Below are 16,718 nucleotides of genomic sequence, written 5' to 3'. Positions count from 1 at the left end.
GTGGAACCCCTACCCGGCGGTTGGGGTGTCTTCGCCCTAAGGTGTGCGCAGGGCGGCGCGGCCCGGTGCGAGATGACTCACGTTACTCCTGGGTAACCTTGCGCGTAGGCTGCACTGCATGACCGAGCGGAGCGAGGTCATCGACCGGTCCGGTCGAGGGTGCGGCAGCTGTTGCTCGCCGGTCGTGCCCTGACCCGGGCCCCGGTCGCCGAGCCGCTCGACAGGCAGCAGACCGGGAGGCCAACTCGATGGGCAGCGTCCAGATCGTCACCACGATCCTCGCGTTCGCCATCACCGCCGTGGCGGTGTGGCTTGCGGTACGCGCGGTCATGAAGATGGTGGCCGTCATCCGGCTGGGTCAGCCGGACCCGACCCGCTTCGGTGACCCGGGCACCCGCACGAAGACGATGCTGGCCGAGACCGCCGGCCACACCCGCATGCTCCGCTGGAGCGTGGTGGGTGCGGCGCACTGGTTCGTGATGGTCGGCTTCATCGTGCTGTCGCTGCTGGTGCTGGAGGCGTACTTCGAGGTCGTCTCCCCGACCGGCGGGCTGCCGCTGGTCGGCAACTGGGCGATCTACGGGCTGGTCACCGAGTGGCTCGCGATCCTGGGCATCGTCAGCATCCTGGTGCTGATCGCGATCCGGCTCCGCAACCGGCCCACCCGGCCGGGCGGGAAGTCCCGGTTCACCGGCTCGACCATGTGGCAGGGCTACTTCGTCGAGGGCATCATCCTCGCCGTACTGATCATGGGCTTCGTCATCCGGGGCTTCAAGGTCGCCACCGACCACTTCGAGTACCCGGTCTGGGCCGCCCCGCTCAGCCACGCCGTCGGCGGGGTGCTGCCGAACTGGGCGGCCGGCGTCAGCGTCGCCGCACTGATCAAGATCGTCATCTCGATGACCTGGCTCATCGTGATCTCGCTGAACGTCACCATGGGCGTTGCCTGGCACCGCTTCCTGGCCTTCTTCAACATCTTCTTCAAGCGTGACCCGGGCGCCAACGTCTCCGGCCTCGGCGCCCTGCGCCCCATGACGAGCCAGGGCAAGCCGCTGGACTTCGAGGAGGCCGACCCCGAGAAGGACCAGTTCGGGGTCGCCCAGGTCGAGCAGTTCACCTGGAAGGGCCTGCTGGACTTCAGCACCTGCACCGAGTGCGGCCGCTGCCAGTCGCAGTGCCCGGCCTGGAACACCGGCAAGCCGCTGTCCCCGAAGCTGCTGGTGCTCAGCCTGCGCGACCACGCGTACGCGAAGGCGCCGTACCTGCTGGCCGGCGGCGGCAAGGACCTGACCGGCGAGGAGAAGGCCACCGCCGCCCAGCTCGCCCACATGGACGTCCTCGCGCTCGCCGAGGCCGAGAAGCCGCTGATCGGCACCGCCGAGGAAGGCGGCATCATCGACCCGGACGTGCTCTGGTCCTGCACCACCTGCGGTGCCTGCGTCGAGCAGTGCCCGGTCGACATCGAGCACGTCGACCACATCGTCGACATGCGCCGCTACCAGGTGCTCATCGAGTCGAGCTTCCCGTCGGAGGCCGGCGTGATGCTGCGCAACCTGGAGAACAAGGGCAACCCGTGGGGCGCCCCGCAGAACACCCGCGAGGACTGGACCAAGGGCCTGGACTTCGAGGTGCCGCGGGTCGGCGAGGTCGACGACTTCGAGTACCTCTTCTGGGTCGGCTGCGCCGGCGCGTTCGAGGACCGGGCCAAGAAGACCACCCGGGCGGTCGCCACGCTGCTCAACGAGGCGGGCGTGAAGTTCGCGATCCTCGGCGAGGGCGAGACCTGCTCCGGCGACCCGGCCCGCCGCATCGGCAACGAGTTCGTCTTCCAGATGCTCGCCCAGCAGAACGTCGAGACCCTCAACGAGGCGTTCGAGGGCCGGGAGAAGAGCAAGCGGAAGATCGTCGCGACCTGCCCGCACTGCTTCAACACCCTCGGCAACGAGTACGGCCAGCTCGGCGGCGAGTTCGAGGTGGTCCACCACACCCAGCTCCTGGCGCACCTGGTCGCCACCGGCAAGCTCACCCCGGTGCAGCCGGTCGACGGTGGCGTGACCTACCACGACCCCTGCTACCTGGGCCGGCACAACCGGGTCTTCGCCCCGCCGCGTGAGGTGCTCGGCAGCGCCATCGCCGGCGGGGACGGCGCGAGCGGCGACGGCGGCCTCATCGAGATGCCGCGCAACAGCGAGCGCTCCTTCTGCTGCGGCGCCGGCGGCGCCCGGATGTGGATGGAGGAGAAGATCGGCAAGCGGATCAACGTGGACCGGGTCGAGGAGGCCATGTCCACCGGGGCGAAGACGGTCGCCGTCGGCTGCCCGTTCTGCTCGACGATGCTCAACGACGGGGTGAACGGCAAGGGCGCCGGCGAGCAGGTCGAGGTCGTCGACGTGGCCAGCGTGCTGCTCCGCTCGGTCAAGCCCGAGCAGGCGCCGGGCGACACCGAGCGGGCGCCGGCGGCCGGCTGACGCGTACCCCCTGCGACGCCCGACGGCGGCGGCACCCTCCGGTGCCGCCGCCGTCGTCGTTCAGGAGGTCGTGGTGATGATCGTGGTGGTGACGGCCGTGGTGGTCGTGATCAGGATGACCGCCTGGATCTCCTCGATGGCCTTCTTCGTGGCGGCGGACGCCCAGTCCCCGGCGGCGATCTCGGTCAGCCGGCGCTTGACGTGCTCCTTCGGCAGCTCCGCGAAGAGCTTGCGGTCCAGGCCGACGGCCCGGACGAGGCCGATGAGCGCGGCCGTCCGCCCGTCCACCGGGCCGTCCGCGGCCACGGCGGCGACCATCCGCTGCCGGGCCTGCGTCTCCACCGCCGGCTCCGCGCCGGTGGTGGACGGATAGCGGGTACGCGGAAAGATCCACAGCACCTTGTCCGAGTCGCGGCGCAGCACACCGGCGGTGACCAGCCCGTCCAGCACCTGCTCGGGCAGGTCCTTGGCGAGCCGGCTGACCCAGTCCTTCGGCTTGCGCCGCTTCGGCTCGGTGGCGATCCGGGTCAGCGCGTCGTCGAGCTGCCGCTGCCCGACGGGGGTCGGATCGGTCACCACGAGCCGGTCGTCGGCGACCTCGACCCGACCGGCGAGCGTCAGCTCCAGCAGCAGGGCGCCGGCCAGGCCGTAGTCGAGCGTGGGCCGGCCGAGCTGGTTGACGCCCGCGTCGTCGTAGCCGAGCAGGGCGAGTTCGTGGGCGAGCGTGAGCGGGGCCATGCACCGACGGTAGCCGGGGCCGGCGAGCCCGGCAGATCTTCCGCCCGTGACCGGGGCCGCCGCCCGTGCGAGAATTTCGCCGAGGTGAGACGACCATCGATGGCCTGCTGCTGACCACGCTGCTGCCCCTGGTCGGCTTCGTGCTGCTGACCGGCGGCAACGCGTTCTTCGTCGCGGCCGAGTTCGCCCTGGTCACGGTGGACCGCCCCGAGATCGAGCGGCGGGCGACCGCGGGTGACAACCGGGCCGCGACCGTACGCCGGGCGCTGCGGGAGCTCTCCTTCCAGCTCTCCGGGGCGCAGCTCGGCATCACCCTCACCGCGCTGCTCACGGGCTACCTGGCCGAGCCCGCCCTGGCCCGCCTCTTCACCCCGCTGCTGCGGCCGGTCGCCGGGGACGCCGCCAGCCGGTTCACCCCGTTCCTCGCCTTGGCCCTGGCCACCCTGCTCTCCATGCTCTTCGGCGAACTGGTGCCGAAGAACCTCGCGCTGGCCCGGCCGATGCCCACCGCCCTCGCGACCGCCGGCCCGATGCGCGCCTTCTCCCGCGCCTTCGGCTGGCTGATCCGGGCGCTGAACGACTCGGCGAACCGCCTGGTCCGGCTGCTGGGCGTGGAGCCGCAGGAGGAGCTGGCCAGCGCCCGCTCGCCGGAGGAGCTGGGGCTGCTGGCGGCCATCTCGGCGCGGGCCGGGGCGCTGCCGCCGGACACCGCCATGCTGCTGCGCCGGACCATCCGGTTCGGCGACAAGCGGGCCGCCGAGGCGATGACCCCGCGGGTCGACGTGGTCGCGCTGCGGGCCACCGCCACCGTGGCGGAGCTGCTGGCGCTGTCCCGCCGGACCGGGCGGACCCGGTTCCCGGTGTACGAGGAGACCCTCGACCTGGTGACCGGCGTCGCCGGGGTGCCGGACGCGCTGGGCGTGCCGCTGGCCCTGCGCGGCTCGACAACGGTCGGGTCGGTGGCCCGCGAACCGGTGTACGTGCCGGAGAGCCTGGACCTCGACGGCGTACTGGCCGCACTCGGCAGCGCGGGTGCCGACCTCGCCATCGTCGTCGACGAGTACGGCGGCACCGACGGCGTGGTCACCACGGAGGACCTCGTGGAGGAGCTGGTCGGGGAGATCGCCGACGAGTTCGACCCGGCCGCGGTGGACGACGCCGGCGCGGTCGGGCTGAGGGTGCCGGGCGGGGAGCGGACGGTCCTCGTCGACGGGGTGCTGCGCTCCGACGAGCTGGCGGAGCAGACCGGCTTCCGGCTGCCCGAGGGGCCGTACGAGACGCTCGCCGGGTTCCTGATGGCCCGGCTGGGGCACATTCCGCTCGCGGGCGAGACGGTCGACGAGTCGGGCTTCGAGTTCACCGTCGTGGAGGTCGAGCGGCACCGGATCGAGCAGGTCCGGGTGCTCCGTCCCGAGGAGCCGGACGGCGATGCCTGAGCTGCTGGTCACCGTCGCGCTGCTGCTCGGCAACGCGTTCTTCGTGGGCAGCGAGTTCGCGCTGATCGCGTCCCGGCGCACGGTGGTCGAGCCGTTGGCGGCCGGCTCGAAGCGGGCCCGCTGGGCGTTGTCGGCGATGAACCAGATCCCGCTCATGATCGCCGGGGCGCAGCTCGGCATCACCATCTGCTCGCTGGGGCTGGGCGCGATCGCCGAGCCCGCCCTCGCGCACCTGCTGGAGCCTGCGTTCCGCGCGGCGCGGCTGCCGGAGGGGGTGGTCCACCCGGTGGCCTTCGTACTCGCCCTCGGGGTGGTGGTCTTCCTGCACACCGTGGTCGGCGAGATGGTGCCGAAGAACATCACCCTGGCCGGGCCGGAGCCGTCGGCGCTCTGGCTGGGGCCGGCGATGCTGGCGTTCTGCCTGGCCACCAAGCCGCTGCTGGTGGCGATGAAGTGGGCGTCGCGCCGGGTGCTGGGACTGTGGCGGGTCGAGGCGACAGAAGCCGTGAAGACGGTCTTCACCGCCGAGGAGCTGGCCGGGCTGGTGTCGCAGGCGCGTACGGAGGGGCTGCTCGACGCGGAGGAGCACGCCCGGATCACGGGCGCGCTCGCGTTGCACAGCCGGACGGCCGCCGACGCCCTGCAACCGTGGTCCACGGTGACCACGGTGGCCGAGGACGTCTCGCCCGCCTCGCTGGAGGTGCTGGCCACCCTGACGGGGCGGTCCCGCTTCCCGGTGGTGCAGCGACACACCCGCCGGGTGCTCGGCTTCGTGCACGTCAAGGACGTGCTCGGGTACGCGGGCGCGAGCCGGCGGGCCCCCGTGCCGGCGGACGTCTACCGGCCGTTGGCGGTGGTGCCGCCGGACCGTACGCTCGCCGACCTGTTGCTGTCGATGCGCCGGGAGCGGCGGCACATGGTGCTGGTCAGCGACGGTCGCCGCCCCCTCGGGGTGGTCACGCTCGACGACGTATTGACTGCGATCGTCGGCAGGCGGGCCGACACCCTTGGTACGCAAGCGGTTGCGCAGGCGTGAAGTGGCCCTCGATCGCCTTGATTCCGCTGCCGGCCTTCCCTAATGTTGGGCACCGGCCGCTGTGGGTCGTCTGTCTCGCCCCTCTTCCCTCGCGCGAGGCGCCAAGCGGCCGGGTTGCAAAAGGAGTCGGTGCCGGTGGCAACCATGCCCCCTCATCGTCACGCACCGGGACGGTCTGCTCGTCCGGGTGGCCTGCGCAGGGTCGCCCACCGTCTGCTCACCCTGGTCGCCGCGGCGGCGGTCGGCGCCGGCATGCTGGCCGCGCCCGCCCACGCCGAGCCCTCGGTCGACGAGATCGAGGCCGCGATCGACCAGAAGTGGGAGCAGCTCGAGCCCACCATCGAGCAGTACAACAAGGTGCGGGCGCAGCTGAAGGTCAACCGCAAGAAGTCGGAGGACCTGCAGAAGAAGATCCAGCCGTTAGCGCTGGAGAGCGAGCTGGCGATGGACCGGGTCGGCGATCTCGCCTCCCGTTACTACATCTCCGGCCCGTCCCACGACATCGGCGCGCTGCTGGTCAGCGCCAAGCCCGACACGCTGACCGAGCAGCTGACGCTGCTGGACCGGCTGGCCGCGCAGGAGCGCAAGCAGCTCGAGGGCGTGACCCGGGTCCGCCAGAAGTACGACACGGAGAAGCAGAAGCTCGACACGCTCATCGTGTCGCAGACGAAGCAGCAGAACGACCTGGCCGCGAAGAAGAAGCAGATCGACGCCGACATCAAGAAGCTCGAGGCGTCGATGCCGGTGACGACGGTCAAGACGGAGAAGTGCCCGACCATCAACGGGGTGGTCAGCGAGAAGGCCCGCACCGCGATCCGGACCGCCTGCGCGCAGGTCGGCGACCCGTACGTCTGGGGTGCCACCGGCCCGAACTCGTTCGACTGCTCCGGCCTCACCCAGTACGCCTACAAGGCGGCGGGGGTCCACCTGACGCACTTCACGGGTGCGCAGTGGAACGAGGGCAAGGCCATCCCACGCTCCGAGGCGCGCCCGGGTGACCTGGTCTTCTTCAAGTCCGACCTGAGTCACGTCGGCCTCTACCTCGGCAACGACAAGATGGTGCACGCGCCGCGGGCCGGCAAACCGGTAAACGTCTCCAGCATCAACACGATGCCGGTGGCCGGGTTCCGCCGGCCCTGACGGGCCAGCTCGTCCCGCACCCGCAACGACACGAGGGCCCCCGGTCGGATCGACCGAGGGCCCTCGTCGTGCGGTGGGATCAGCGGGGCGCGCCCAGCGGGGACGGCACCAGGTTCACGTCGTCCAGGTTGACGTACATGATCCGGTGACCGAACTGGACCTGCACGTACCTGTTGTCGCCCCGGACGACCGTCTGGTCGTGGGGAGCGGAGCCGTCGAACGTGGTGGCCCGGTAGTACTCGCCGGGGAGCAGGTTGCCGACGGCGTACCGCTGGCCGGCCGAGAGCGTGTACTGCAGCGGCGAGATCGCCTGGTACGGCACGCCCTCCGGGTACGCGGCCTGCTCCGGGTAGGCCCGGCCGTACACCGGGATGGTGGCCTTACCGGCCTTCGGGGTCACCACGAACCCGACGGTCCACTTCGCCGTCGGCTTGGCGGCCGGGTTGTGGAACCACCCCTTCTGGCCGAGGTACCAGATCGCGGTCCAGTCGCCCTGCACCTCGGCAAGCGCGTACGTCTGGCCGGCCGAGACGCGGGCGCCGTGGTCGGAGACGTACGTGGTGTTCGGGGTGCCGTCGGGCCGCAGCGCGATGTCGTTGACCAGCGGCGCGTCGTGGCTCGGGGCGTTGTGCAGGAACAGCGCGGAGGAGCCGCGAAGCGGGCAGGGGGCCGTCGCCGGGGGCGGGTTCGGCACGCCCGGAGGCTGCCGGTTGCAGCCGGTGAACGGCGGCTGGTTGGTGGCGAAGTCCGGGTCGATGGTGACCAGCCCGGTCCGGTGCGTGCCGGTCGACTTGAACGGCGCCTTGAGCAGGTCGAAGTAGTGCGACCAGTCCCAGTACGGTCCCGGGTCCCAGTGCATGCCGCGCACGTTCGCGGCGACGGTGCCGGGGACGTTGTCGTGCCCGATGATGTGGTTGCGGTCCAGCGGGATGTTGTACGCCCGCGCCAGGTGTCGGACCAGCTTGGCGGAGGTGCGGTACATCGCCTCGGTGTACCAGGTGCCGTGCCCGGCGAAGCCCTCGTGTTCGAGGCCGATGGACTTGGCGTTCACGTACCAGTTGCCGGCGTGCCAGCCGACGTTCTTGGTCTTGATGTGCTGGGCGATGTGCCCGTCCACCGAGCGCAGGGTGTAGTGCCAACCCACCCGCTTCGGGTCCTTGACCAGGTTGACGCTGGGGCCGAAGTAGCCCTCGGTGTCGTGGATGACGATGTACTCGATCTTCTGCTGGGTGGGACGGTTGCCCAGGTCGTGGTTGCCGTAGTCGCCCAGGGTGGGGCCGTAGTTCTCGTACGGCGCCGGGATCCACTCGCAGGAGATGTCGCTCGGGCACTCCAGCCCGTCCGGCCGGGCGAGCTTGCGCAGGCGCAGCCGGTCCAGCCAGGAGCGGTCCGGCTGGACCGCCCGGCCGGCCAGCGTGACCCGCTGCCCGTCGTCGGTCACCCGGCTGTCGCCCGTGGCGATGGTGGCGTACACCTCGTTGGCGAAGGCCGCCGCGGCGTCGGCGCTGTCCGCGCCGGAGTACCGGGCCACCGCGCCGTACCAGGCCGCCGGGTCGGTGCCGGCGCCGACCGGGGCGCCGATCTCCTTCTGGTACGCGGCCAGCAGCGCCGCGCCGCCCCGGATGTTCGCCGTGACGTCCGTCCGCAGCGACTCCTCGCTGGCGCCGGTCAACTCGGCGGCGGCGTCGACGGTCCGCAGCGCGGCCTCGGCGGGCGGCGTGGCGGCCGGCGGCTCGCCCGCCTCGGCCAGGGACGGGCGGGAGTCGTCGCCGCGCGGGTCCTCGGTGCCCTCGTCGTGGTGCGTGCCGCCGGCGAGGGCGGTGACGTGCTCGGCGTCGGTGAGGTGCATCGGTCCGTAGCCGCCGCTGGTGCTCGGCGTGCCGGCGTTGGTGTCCCAGCGGGACTGCAGGTAGGAGACCCCGAGCAGGACGCTCTCCGGTACGCCGTACTCGGCGGCCGCGGCGGCGTACTGCTGCTGCCGGTCGTTCACCGGCGCTGCCGCGGCGGCGGATCCGGCGGCGGTGAGCGGCGTCGCCGCCATGGCGGCGGCCACGGCGGCGGCCAGCAGGACGCGTCTGCTCCTCGATGTCGCTGACAGGTGCATCAGACCCCCAGTTCGGACGGGCAAAGGTGGGGTCACCTTCGCCCCGCCCGCCGCCTCTGGTCAATACCTTTCCGTCAGACACTTCAGAAGGAAGAAAATCTTCGTCGCCCGGGTTGCGGATCCGCCCGATCCGGGTGGGTACGGAGTGTCACTGCCCGTAGGGTTGCGGATCGATAACGGTCGTCTCTACTCTGGTCATTCGTCGGCCGGTGACATTCCGTCCAACCAGGGCGGTGACGGTCCGACACCGCCGAGTCGCTCCCGAGCGAGCCGGGGACCCAGGTTCCCCGGGGTGAATCCGCAGTCCTGCGGTAGGGCGCCCCTTCCCGCCCGAACCCGTCAGCTAACCCGGTAGGCGGTACGGAAGAAGGAGTACGAAGCCCGGTGGCACACCATGCCCCGCGGCCACCGTCGGCCCGGTCGGCCCTCGCCGACCCGGTGACGGCTGCGCCGCGCCCACGCTGGTACCGCTGCACCACCGCCCTCGCCGCCCTGGCCGCGTTCGCCGTCGTCCTGACCGGCGGCGCCACGGCGGCCCACGCCGAACCGACGGTCGCCGAGATCGAGCGGCAGATCGACGAGGACTGGAACAAGCTCGAACCGACCATCGAACGGCACAACGCCACCCGCCAGGACCTGGCCGCCAGGCGGAAGCAGGCCGACGCGCTCGCCGCGCAGATCGGGCCGCTGGAGAAGCAGGTCGACCAGGCGATGGAGAAGGTCGGCGCGCTGGCAGCCCGCGCCTACAAGGGCGAGAACGTCTCCGTCGTCAACGCCCTGCTGGGCAGCCGCTCGCCGAGCGAGATGATCGGGCAGCTCGAACTGCTCGACCAGTTCGCCCAGCACCAGCAGCAGGACGTGCGGCAGGTCGCCGAGCTGCGCGACCGGCTGGCCGCCAAGAAGGCGCCGCTGGACGAGATGGTCGTCCAGCTCAGCCGCACCGAGGCCCAGCTCGCGGCGAAGAAGAAGCAGATCAACGCCGAGATCGACCGGTTGCAGAAGCTACGGCTGCGGGTCTACGGCAACGGCGGCGGCGGGCCGCTGCGTCCCGCCCCCTGCCCGGCCGGCTATCCCGGCGGCCCGGCCGGCACCGCCGTGAAGTTCGCCTGCGCGCAGATCGGCAAGCCCTACGTCTGGGGCGCCGAGGGGCCGAACTCGTACGACTGCTCCGGCCTGATGCTCGCCGCCTGGGCGAAGGCGGGGGTGTCGCTGCCGCACAACGCCGCGCAGCAGCGCCGGGCCACCGCGTCGGTCAGCCGGGGCGAGCTGCGCCCCGGCGACCTCGTCTTCTACTACAGCGACCTGCACCACGTCGGCATGTACGTCGGCGGGGGCTGGGTGGTGCACGCCTCCCGCGCCGGGGTGCCGATCAAGATGAAGAAGGTCGACGACGGCCCGATCCACAGCTACGGCCGACCCGGCTGAGGCGCGCGGAGGGTCCCTGCCCGGCGGGGGCCCTCCGCGCGCTCGCAGGCCGGGTCAGCGGGTGGGCCAGGTGCGCCAGTGCTGCCAGGAGCGGCTCGGGGTCGGGCCGCGCTGCCCCTGGTAGCGCGAGCCGTAGACGGCCGAGCCGTACGGGTGCTGCGCCGGCGACGAGAGCCGGAAGATGCAGAGCTGACCGATCTTCATGCCCGGCCAGAGGGTGATCGGCAGGTTCGCGACGTTGGACAGTTCGAGGGTCACGTGACCGGAGAAGCCCGGGTCGATGAAGCCCGCCGTGGAGTGGGTGAGCAGGCCCAGTCGGCCCAGTGAGCTCTTCCCCTCCAGGCGGCCGGCGAGCTGGTCGCCGAGCGTGATCACCTCCAGCGTCGAGGCGAGCACGAACTCGCCCGGATGCAGCACGTACGGCTCGCCCTCGGGCACCTCGACCATCGACGTGAGGTCGTCCTGCTGCTGCGCGGGGTCGATGTGGGTGTAGAGGTGGTTGTTGAAGACCCGGAAGAGCTTGTCCAGGCGTACGTCGATGCTGGACGGTTGCACCAGCGCGGGCTCGAACGGCTCCAGCGCGAGCGTTCCCGCCTCGATCTCGGAGGCCAGGTCGCGGTCGGAGAGCAGCATCCGCACACCTTAGCGACCGACACGCGTGACCTGCGTGTCGGAGTGCATCTTCGTACAATTGTTCGATAGAATGCCGGCATGGCTTCCTGGTCCGAATTCGCCGCCGACGAGCCCCGCCTCGCCGACGGGATCCGCCTCCTCATGCAGCAGTACGGGCCGGGCTTCGGCTACCTGGCCACCGTCCGCGCCGACGGCGGTCCCCGGGTGCACCCGGTGTCCCCGGTGATCACCGACGAGGGGCTCTTCTGCTTCGTCGTCGACTCGCCCAAGCGGCGCGACCTGGAGCGCGACGGCCGCTACGCGCTGCATTCGTTCCCGCCCGAGGAGAGCGACGACGAAGCCTACGTCGCCGGCCACGCCCGGCCGGTGACCGACCCGGCGCGGGTCGCCCGGCTGGCCCGCAGCCACCGGGCCGCGCCGCAGGTCGACTGGCGGGTCTTCGAGTTCACCGTCGACGTGGCGATGCTGGCCCGCCGCGAGTCCGGCGTCGCGGGCGGCGCCAGCGAGTGGCACGGCCGGCCCGCCGTCCAGGTGTGGCTCGACCCCCGCGCGGCTGACGCCGGCACCGCGCTGGTGCCCGAGACCCGGTCGGGGCGCGTCGGCGACCACGCCGCCCGCCCCGCCGCCTGAGACGCGGTGCGGCGCCCCGGGCCGTCCCCCTCCGGGGCGCCGCACCGTGACCACCGCCCGACTCCCGCGTGCCCGGCCGCACAGACGCCGGTGCCGGCCCCGTCGAGCGAGGCCGGCACCTGTGGAGTCGTACGGCGTAACTACGCCGCGCGGTACGCGTTCCAGGCGGTCAGCATGCGGCTGGCCTGCCCGGCGGTGAACTGGTACATGCAGGAGTCGTAGCTGTAGTCCATGAAGTTGGTGATCGGGTCGACGCCGGGGGCGGTGCAGGTGTTCCGCCCGGTCGGGCAGCCGGAGGCCGGCGACGCCTCGGCAGCGGTGTCGCTGACGCTGTCGCCCGAGCCGGAGCAGCCGCCCTGGAAGGTGTGGTAGAGGTTCAGCCAGTGGCCGACCTCGTGGGTGCCCGTGTCGCCCTGGTTGTAGTTGGTGGCGGTGCCGCCCGGCAGCGACTCGCTCAGCACGACGACGCCGTCCATGCTGTTGAGGTTGCGGGTCGGGAAGGTCGCCCAGCCGAGCAGGCCGTTGCTCAGCTCACCCAGGTAGATGTTGAGGGTGTTCTTGCCGCCCGTACGCAGCGAGGTCTTCATCGACCGCTCCGCCGAGGAGCCCTGCACGATCGGGTACCAGGACGGGTTCGTCACCCGGTTGATCTTCTGGAGCTGGAAGCTGAACGCGGTGGACGCGCCGCCGGTGGCCCCGCTGAACGACTGGTTCAGCACGTTGATCTGCGAGTTGACCATCGAGTCGGGGATGTTGCCGCCGGCCCGGGTGCTGTTCTCCTGGATCACGTGCACCACCACCGGGATGGTGACGGCGGCGGCCATCGTGGAGGCCCCGGCGCCGGTACGGAACCGGGCCCGCTCGCGCAGCGCGGCGGCCATGTCGGCCTCGCGCTCGCGGGTCTCCGCGAGGGTCAGCTCGTTCGGCTCGTGCTTGGCGCCGCTGCCCGGCTTGACGCGGGCGTCCGAGTGGACGTCGGCCGGCTCGACGCAGACCTCGGTCGGGGCGGCGGAGAAGGCCGAAGCGGCCGGTACGACCCCCACGGCGGCGGTGCTGAGCAGCAGCGCGAGGGTCGTCGACGCGACGCCGGCCGTACGCCGGGTCAGCAGGTTGGGACGGAGTCCCATGGGCCCACCTCTTTCTGGCGACGCGACAGGGGGTATGTCACGCCGTGACTGGAACGATGGGCAGACGTTACAACCCATCGATGAATTTGAGAATGGCCATATGTTGCCGCGGTGGAAATTTCCTGGCAGCGGCTGGGCGCGCATCGACGTTGCTTGACGCGGGACGCGACCCGCGGTCCGGATCCGGGCCACGGCGGGCGGCTCGGGCACGTCGTGCCACGTGGCCGGGCGGTTCGTGGCTGACGGTGACGCGGCGGGGTGGTGGCGTGGCTGGCGTGGTGGCGGCGGGCGGTGGCGCGGAGCGATCTTGGTAAGTTGAGGCCCCTCCGGGGGCCGTTAGCTGCCAAGATCGTGGCGCCGGGTGGTGTCGGAGGGGTACCTGGGTGCAGCGTCGTGACGACTCAGGTACAGTGGTGCCGCCTGCGGGTGTAGTTCAATGGCAGAACATCAGCTTCCCAAGCTGACAGTGCGGGTTCGATTCCCGTCACCCGCTCCACGCGAAAGGCCCTGGTCAGGACGCAGATCCCGACCGGGGCCTTCGACGTTCCCCGAGCCCGTGATCATGCCACGGGCCACTACCGGCGCCGGACCACTCTGCGGCCATGCCGTCGTCCGGGTCATCGGGCTGCGTCCGGCCCGCCTTCCTGTCACGGCGAAGCGATCACGAGTGGGCCCCGACGTCCCAGCGCCCAAACGGTGAGCGCGAAGCAGCAGAGCACCGCTCCCGCGATCGTGATCGCTGTCCAGCCGCCCGCAGACCAGAGCGTGATCGCGGCGGCGGAGCCGATAGCAGCGCCGATGAAGTTGCCGGTGGCCAGCGCCGTGTTGATCCGGCTGCGGGCCTCGTGGGACAGGGCGAACAGCCGCGCCCGGTTGAGGAGAGCCTGCGTCTGTAGGGCGACATCGAGCATGATGATCGCGATGATGATGAGTACGACGGAGCGGCCGGCGAACGCCGCGACGACGAATGCGCCGAGGGCCAGGACCCAGGCCGTGCCGGTGGCCGCAAGCGACCAGCCGCGGTCGTGCAGACGACCGCCGTGCAGGCCGGAAAGGACACCAGCGAGGCCGGCCAACCCGAACAATCCGATCACCGCTACCGGGTACCGGAACGGTGGGCCGCTGAGCAGGAACGTCAGCGCCGTCCAGAACAGCGAGAACGTGGCGAACCCTGTGGCGGCCAGGACCAGCGTCCATCGGGCTGCCCGCTCCCGCATGACCACCGCGCCTACCGAGGCGATGAGCTGCGGGTACGGCATGCGCGTCCGCGGTGCCAGCGGCGGAATCGCGCGGTAGAGCACGACCGCGAGCAGGACGGCGACGATCGCGGCGAGGGCGAAGATCGTACGCCACCCGGCGGTGCCGGCGACCAACCCGCTGATCGTGCGGGAGGCGAGGATCCCGGTGAGGGTCCCGGACCCGACGACGCCGACGATCCGACCGCGGTGGGTGTCGCCGGCCAGGTCCCCGGCGAGCGGTGTGAGGACCTGCCCGGAAATCGTCGTCATGCCGAGCACGCCCAGTGCGAGGAGGAGTAGACCGATCGACGGCGCCAGCGCGCACAGCAGCAGTGCGGCGGCCGAGGTCAACAGCATCACCGGGACGAACCGGCAGCGGTCCAGGACGTCACCGAGCGGTACGAGCAGCAGCACGCCGACGGCATACCCGACCTGCGTCGCGGTGACGAGCCAGCCGGCTGTCGCGGTCGTGGCGCGCAGGTCGCCTGCAATGAAGCCGAGTAGCGGCTGCGCCCAGTACAGGTTGCCGATGGCCACGCCCGCCGCCAACGCGAACAGGAACGTCAACCGACGGCTCATCTCCGACGGCGGTGCCCTGCGGGGTGCTGCCACCCTGCCACGCTAAGGCGCGGTATCAGGGCGCGGGGCCCAGCAAGGGCCTGAGCGTGGCAGGGCCGCGCATCCGCCGGAATGTCCACATTCTTTCCCGGCACCCTTCAGGCGTGCTCAGACATTTCGACACGGCGGGCAACGACAGTCCCCACCGGTGGGGCCGCAATAGGGAACCGGACGCTGCCATGGCGATCGCGCGGGTATGGCTCGTTGCGTTCGCCGGCCAGCGGGCGGCATCGTCGCCTTGGCAGATCGGATGTGCACATCTGCCTGCGATCAGCCGGTTTGCTACACAGCGCCGTCAGGTGATGTGCGGCAGGGGCCGGCGATCGAGGGGCGGCAGGTCAGCCGCCCGACCAATGCCCTGTCATGCCGAGTAGCGGATGGGCTTCAATCCGCTCGGGTTCCGCCGCCCTATGGGACCGCCGATTCTCAGCCGCTCGTTACCCACGTCAGCATCGCTTGCCAGTGGGCCGGCGAGGGCGTGTGTGCTGCGTCCTCGCTGATGCGAATCTTGGCGTTGGGTATCCGTGCGGCGATCAGCGGTGCGTCGGGAACGGCTCGGCCGGGGTCGTGTCGACCAGCCCAGATGAGGACGCGGCAGGGGACGTCGCGCAGGCGGAACCCCCATGGGCGGATGTCGGTGGCGAGCCAGTCGCCGGCCAGCCCGGCCGCGCCTTGGCGGGCACCTTCGCGGTTGGACTCCTCGTAGGGCTGCATCCAGGGGTCCTGGCCCGCGGCAAGCAGTTGCCGATGCTGTTTGAGCGGATCCTCGGCGTACCATGCGGCGGCGCGGGTCACGTAGCGGGGCCCGAACCCCGGAACGGTCCGCAAGGCCCACGCCTGAAACCGCTGCCAGCCACCCACCGTGCGCAGCTCTCGATAGGGGCCGGTGAAGCCTGCGAGGACCACCCCGGTCAGTCGATGCGGGAACCGGGCCCCACAGGCCACGGCGTACGGCGCGCCGCCAGAGAACCCGATCAGCCCGAAGCGCTCGATCCGCAGAGAGCTCATCAGTGCACCGACGTCGTCAGCGACCCCGAGGAGCGTCGGCTGTCGGACAGGTGTGGACCGACCGTACCCGGGCCGGTCCACGGTGATCAGGCGGACACCCGCCAATGCCGTGTCGTCCGGGCGGCTGATCCGCGAGCCCGGCGTGCCGTGCAGGAACACCACCGGCGGCCCGTCCGGATCGCCGTACTCCGCCCAGCCCAGGACCCGGCCGTCCGGCAGCGTGAAATCCATATCGCCCCTCCGCTAGACGCCCGACGCGACACCCAGCACAGCGCATGGAAACAGTCGCCGTATTGTGCAGCGGGGCAAATGTCGAAGCGTAATCACCTGCCGCGATCAGCGCACTGAGGTATCGCAAATCGGTCTGCGGACGTCTATCGCATATCGGTCGGCGAAGGGCAATAGCGCGTGCTACCGCGCCCGCACCGGCTGGAGACCGGCGACCGGGACCAGGCTGTGACGACCGCCAGGGTGGTTGGCCGCCGTCGAGCTTCTGGTGATCCGCTGCCGCACCGGCTACGCCGGCTGCCCTCGGTCCCCCGAGTCACCCACACCGGCCTTCGGCGTTCCAAGGCCAATGATCTCGCCGCGTGCCATCAGCCCCGCGCATTCTCAGCCGGCCGGCGACCTCCGGTCGACATCGGACGGTCCACGACGGCTCGGCGAGGAGACCCGCTAGCTCCTACCGCCGGGGTCCTCGATACTCACAGCGTGATCGACAAAGACTCTCACGCCCCATGGTTGCCTCGCGTTCCTCACCCGGCTGACAGCCCGGCGCTGCCCATCTACATGGTCATCTTCTTCTTCCTGGGTCTCGCCGGATTTGCCGTACACGGACTATCTGACGGAAGGGAAGCACTCGTCATTGCGAGCATCGTCTCGGGGGTGTTCTTCACGTGCTTCCTGATCCTGTTCGCGATCTACTGGACCGGTTACCTGCTGAAGGGACACGCCAACTGGCAAGCCGAGCGCCAGGCTGATTCCGACGGGCCATCCACGGGCCAGTAACCAGAGGGTTGGCCGGTCAGGTGGGCACGAAACGCAACCAAGCGGCCACCGGACACAGGCGTTTCGCGCTCCACGGCCGGTGGTGCGGCTCCTTCACGCGGACGGCGCG

At 71.0% G+C, this 16,718-nt stretch carries 13 protein-coding genes, 1 tRNA gene and 1 riboswitch; of the genes, 8 read left to right on the top strand and 6 right to left on the bottom strand.

Translation table 11 applies throughout. The annotated features are described in order from the left end of the window. Positions 1 to 248 precede the first annotated feature (248 nt). Entirely contained in the window at positions 249 to 2,468 is a 2,220-nt protein-coding gene (locus ACLQ20_RS18955) for a (Fe-S)-binding protein (protein ID WP_327030075.1), read from the top strand. Between the two features lie 60 nt (positions 2,469 to 2,528). Here the strand turns inward: ACLQ20_RS18955 and ACLQ20_RS18950 are convergent, their stop codons facing one another. Next, positions 2,529 to 3,206 carry a GOLPH3/VPS74 family protein gene (locus ACLQ20_RS18950; protein ID WP_151454346.1) on the bottom strand — a complete coding sequence of 226 codons (678 nt, stop codon included), beginning with the start codon at positions 3,204 to 3,206 and terminating at the stop codon, positions 2,529 to 2,531. 122 nt (positions 3,207 to 3,328) lie between these two features. Here ACLQ20_RS18950 and ACLQ20_RS18945 point away from each other — a divergent pair, with 122 nt between their 5' ends. The 3 genes from ACLQ20_RS18945 (at position 3,329) to ACLQ20_RS18935 (ending at position 6,818) form a co-directional block, all read left to right on the top strand. Further along, positions 3,329 to 4,642, top strand: coding sequence for a hemolysin family protein (locus ACLQ20_RS18945; protein ID WP_425857219.1), 1,314 nt, complete (start codon positions 3,329 to 3,331; stop codon positions 4,640 to 4,642). Beyond that, the gene (locus ACLQ20_RS18940) at positions 4,635 to 5,678 is read left to right on the top strand and encodes a hemolysin family protein (protein ID WP_358118872.1); all 1,044 of its coding nucleotides are present in this window, start codon (positions 4,635 to 4,637) and stop codon (positions 5,676 to 5,678) included. The genes ACLQ20_RS18945 and ACLQ20_RS18940 overlap by 8 nt, the downstream gene beginning before the upstream one ends. A 144-nt stretch (positions 5,679 to 5,822) precedes the next feature. Further along, the gene (locus ACLQ20_RS18935; protein WP_151454348.1) at positions 5,823 to 6,818 is read left to right on the top strand and encodes an NlpC/P60 family protein; all 996 of its coding nucleotides are present in this window, start codon (positions 5,823 to 5,825) and stop codon (positions 6,816 to 6,818) included. Between the two features lie 79 nt (positions 6,819 to 6,897). Here the strand turns inward: ACLQ20_RS18935 and ACLQ20_RS18930 are convergent, their stop codons facing one another. After that, positions 6,898 to 8,922: a peptidoglycan recognition family protein gene (locus ACLQ20_RS18930; RefSeq protein WP_327030077.1), complete on the bottom strand. Its 2,025-nt coding sequence runs from the start codon at positions 8,920 to 8,922 to the stop codon at positions 6,898 to 6,900. Between the two features lie 238 nt (positions 8,923 to 9,160). Further along, a riboswitch (cyclic di-AMP (ydaO/yuaA leader) is annotated at positions 9,161 to 9,294 on the top strand. 12 nt (positions 9,295 to 9,306) lie between these two features. On the opposite strand from ACLQ20_RS18930, the gene ACLQ20_RS18925 reads away from it, so the two are divergent. After that, positions 9,307 to 10,347 carry an NlpC/P60 family protein gene (locus tag ACLQ20_RS18925; RefSeq protein ID WP_425856944.1) on the top strand — a complete coding sequence of 347 codons (1,041 nt, stop codon included), beginning with the start codon at positions 9,307 to 9,309 and terminating at the stop codon, positions 10,345 to 10,347. 54 nt (positions 10,348 to 10,401) lie between these two features. On the opposite strand, the gene dcd is transcribed toward ACLQ20_RS18925, so the two are convergent. Further along, positions 10,402 to 10,980: a dCTP deaminase gene (gene dcd / locus ACLQ20_RS18920; protein WP_121397319.1), complete on the bottom strand. Its 579-nt coding sequence runs from the start codon at positions 10,978 to 10,980 to the stop codon at positions 10,402 to 10,404. Positions 10,981 to 11,058: 78 nt separating this feature from the next. Between dcd and ACLQ20_RS18915 the strand changes: the two genes are divergently transcribed. Then, positions 11,059 to 11,610 (top strand): pyridoxamine 5'-phosphate oxidase family protein, encoded by a 552-nt coding sequence (locus tag ACLQ20_RS18915; protein WP_151454351.1) that lies wholly within the window; start codon positions 11,059 to 11,061, stop codon positions 11,608 to 11,610. Between the two features lie 140 nt (positions 11,611 to 11,750). On the opposite strand, the gene ACLQ20_RS18910 is transcribed toward ACLQ20_RS18915, so the two are convergent. Then, positions 11,751 to 12,737: a zinc metalloprotease gene (locus ACLQ20_RS18910; RefSeq protein WP_151454352.1), complete on the bottom strand. Its 987-nt coding sequence runs from the start codon at positions 12,735 to 12,737 to the stop codon at positions 11,751 to 11,753. A gap of 422 nt (positions 12,738 to 13,159) precedes the next feature. Here ACLQ20_RS18910 and ACLQ20_RS18905 point away from each other — a divergent pair. Further along, positions 13,160 to 13,233, top strand: a tRNA-Gly gene (locus ACLQ20_RS18905). A gap of 151 nt (positions 13,234 to 13,384) precedes the next feature. On the opposite strand, the gene ACLQ20_RS18900 is transcribed toward ACLQ20_RS18905, so the two are convergent. Together ACLQ20_RS18900 and ACLQ20_RS18895 are read right to left on the bottom strand one after the other, a co-directional pair. Further along, positions 13,385 to 14,587, bottom strand: a complete 1,203-nt coding sequence (locus ACLQ20_RS18900) for an MFS transporter (RefSeq protein WP_425856939.1) — start codon at positions 14,585 to 14,587, stop codon at positions 13,385 to 13,387. Positions 14,588 to 15,019: 432 nt separating this feature from the next. Beyond that, the gene (locus tag ACLQ20_RS18895) at positions 15,020 to 15,832 is read right to left on the bottom strand and encodes an alpha/beta fold hydrolase (protein ID WP_425856936.1); all 813 of its coding nucleotides are present in this window, start codon (positions 15,830 to 15,832) and stop codon (positions 15,020 to 15,022) included. 480 nt (positions 15,833 to 16,312) lie between these two features. Between ACLQ20_RS18895 and ACLQ20_RS18890 the strand changes: the two genes are divergently transcribed. Next, complete coding sequence (locus ACLQ20_RS18890) at positions 16,313 to 16,609, top strand: hypothetical protein (protein WP_151454354.1); 297 nt, start codon at positions 16,313 to 16,315, stop codon at positions 16,607 to 16,609. Positions 16,610 to 16,718 lie beyond the last annotated feature (109 nt).

Source organism: Micromonospora sp. DT46, assembly GCF_049841735.1.
Lineage (GTDB): Bacteria > Actinomycetota > Actinomycetes > Mycobacteriales > Micromonosporaceae > Micromonospora > Micromonospora reichwaldensis.
Note: the sequence above shows the minus strand (reverse complement) of the source record. Positions and strands in the feature narration are given on the sequence as shown.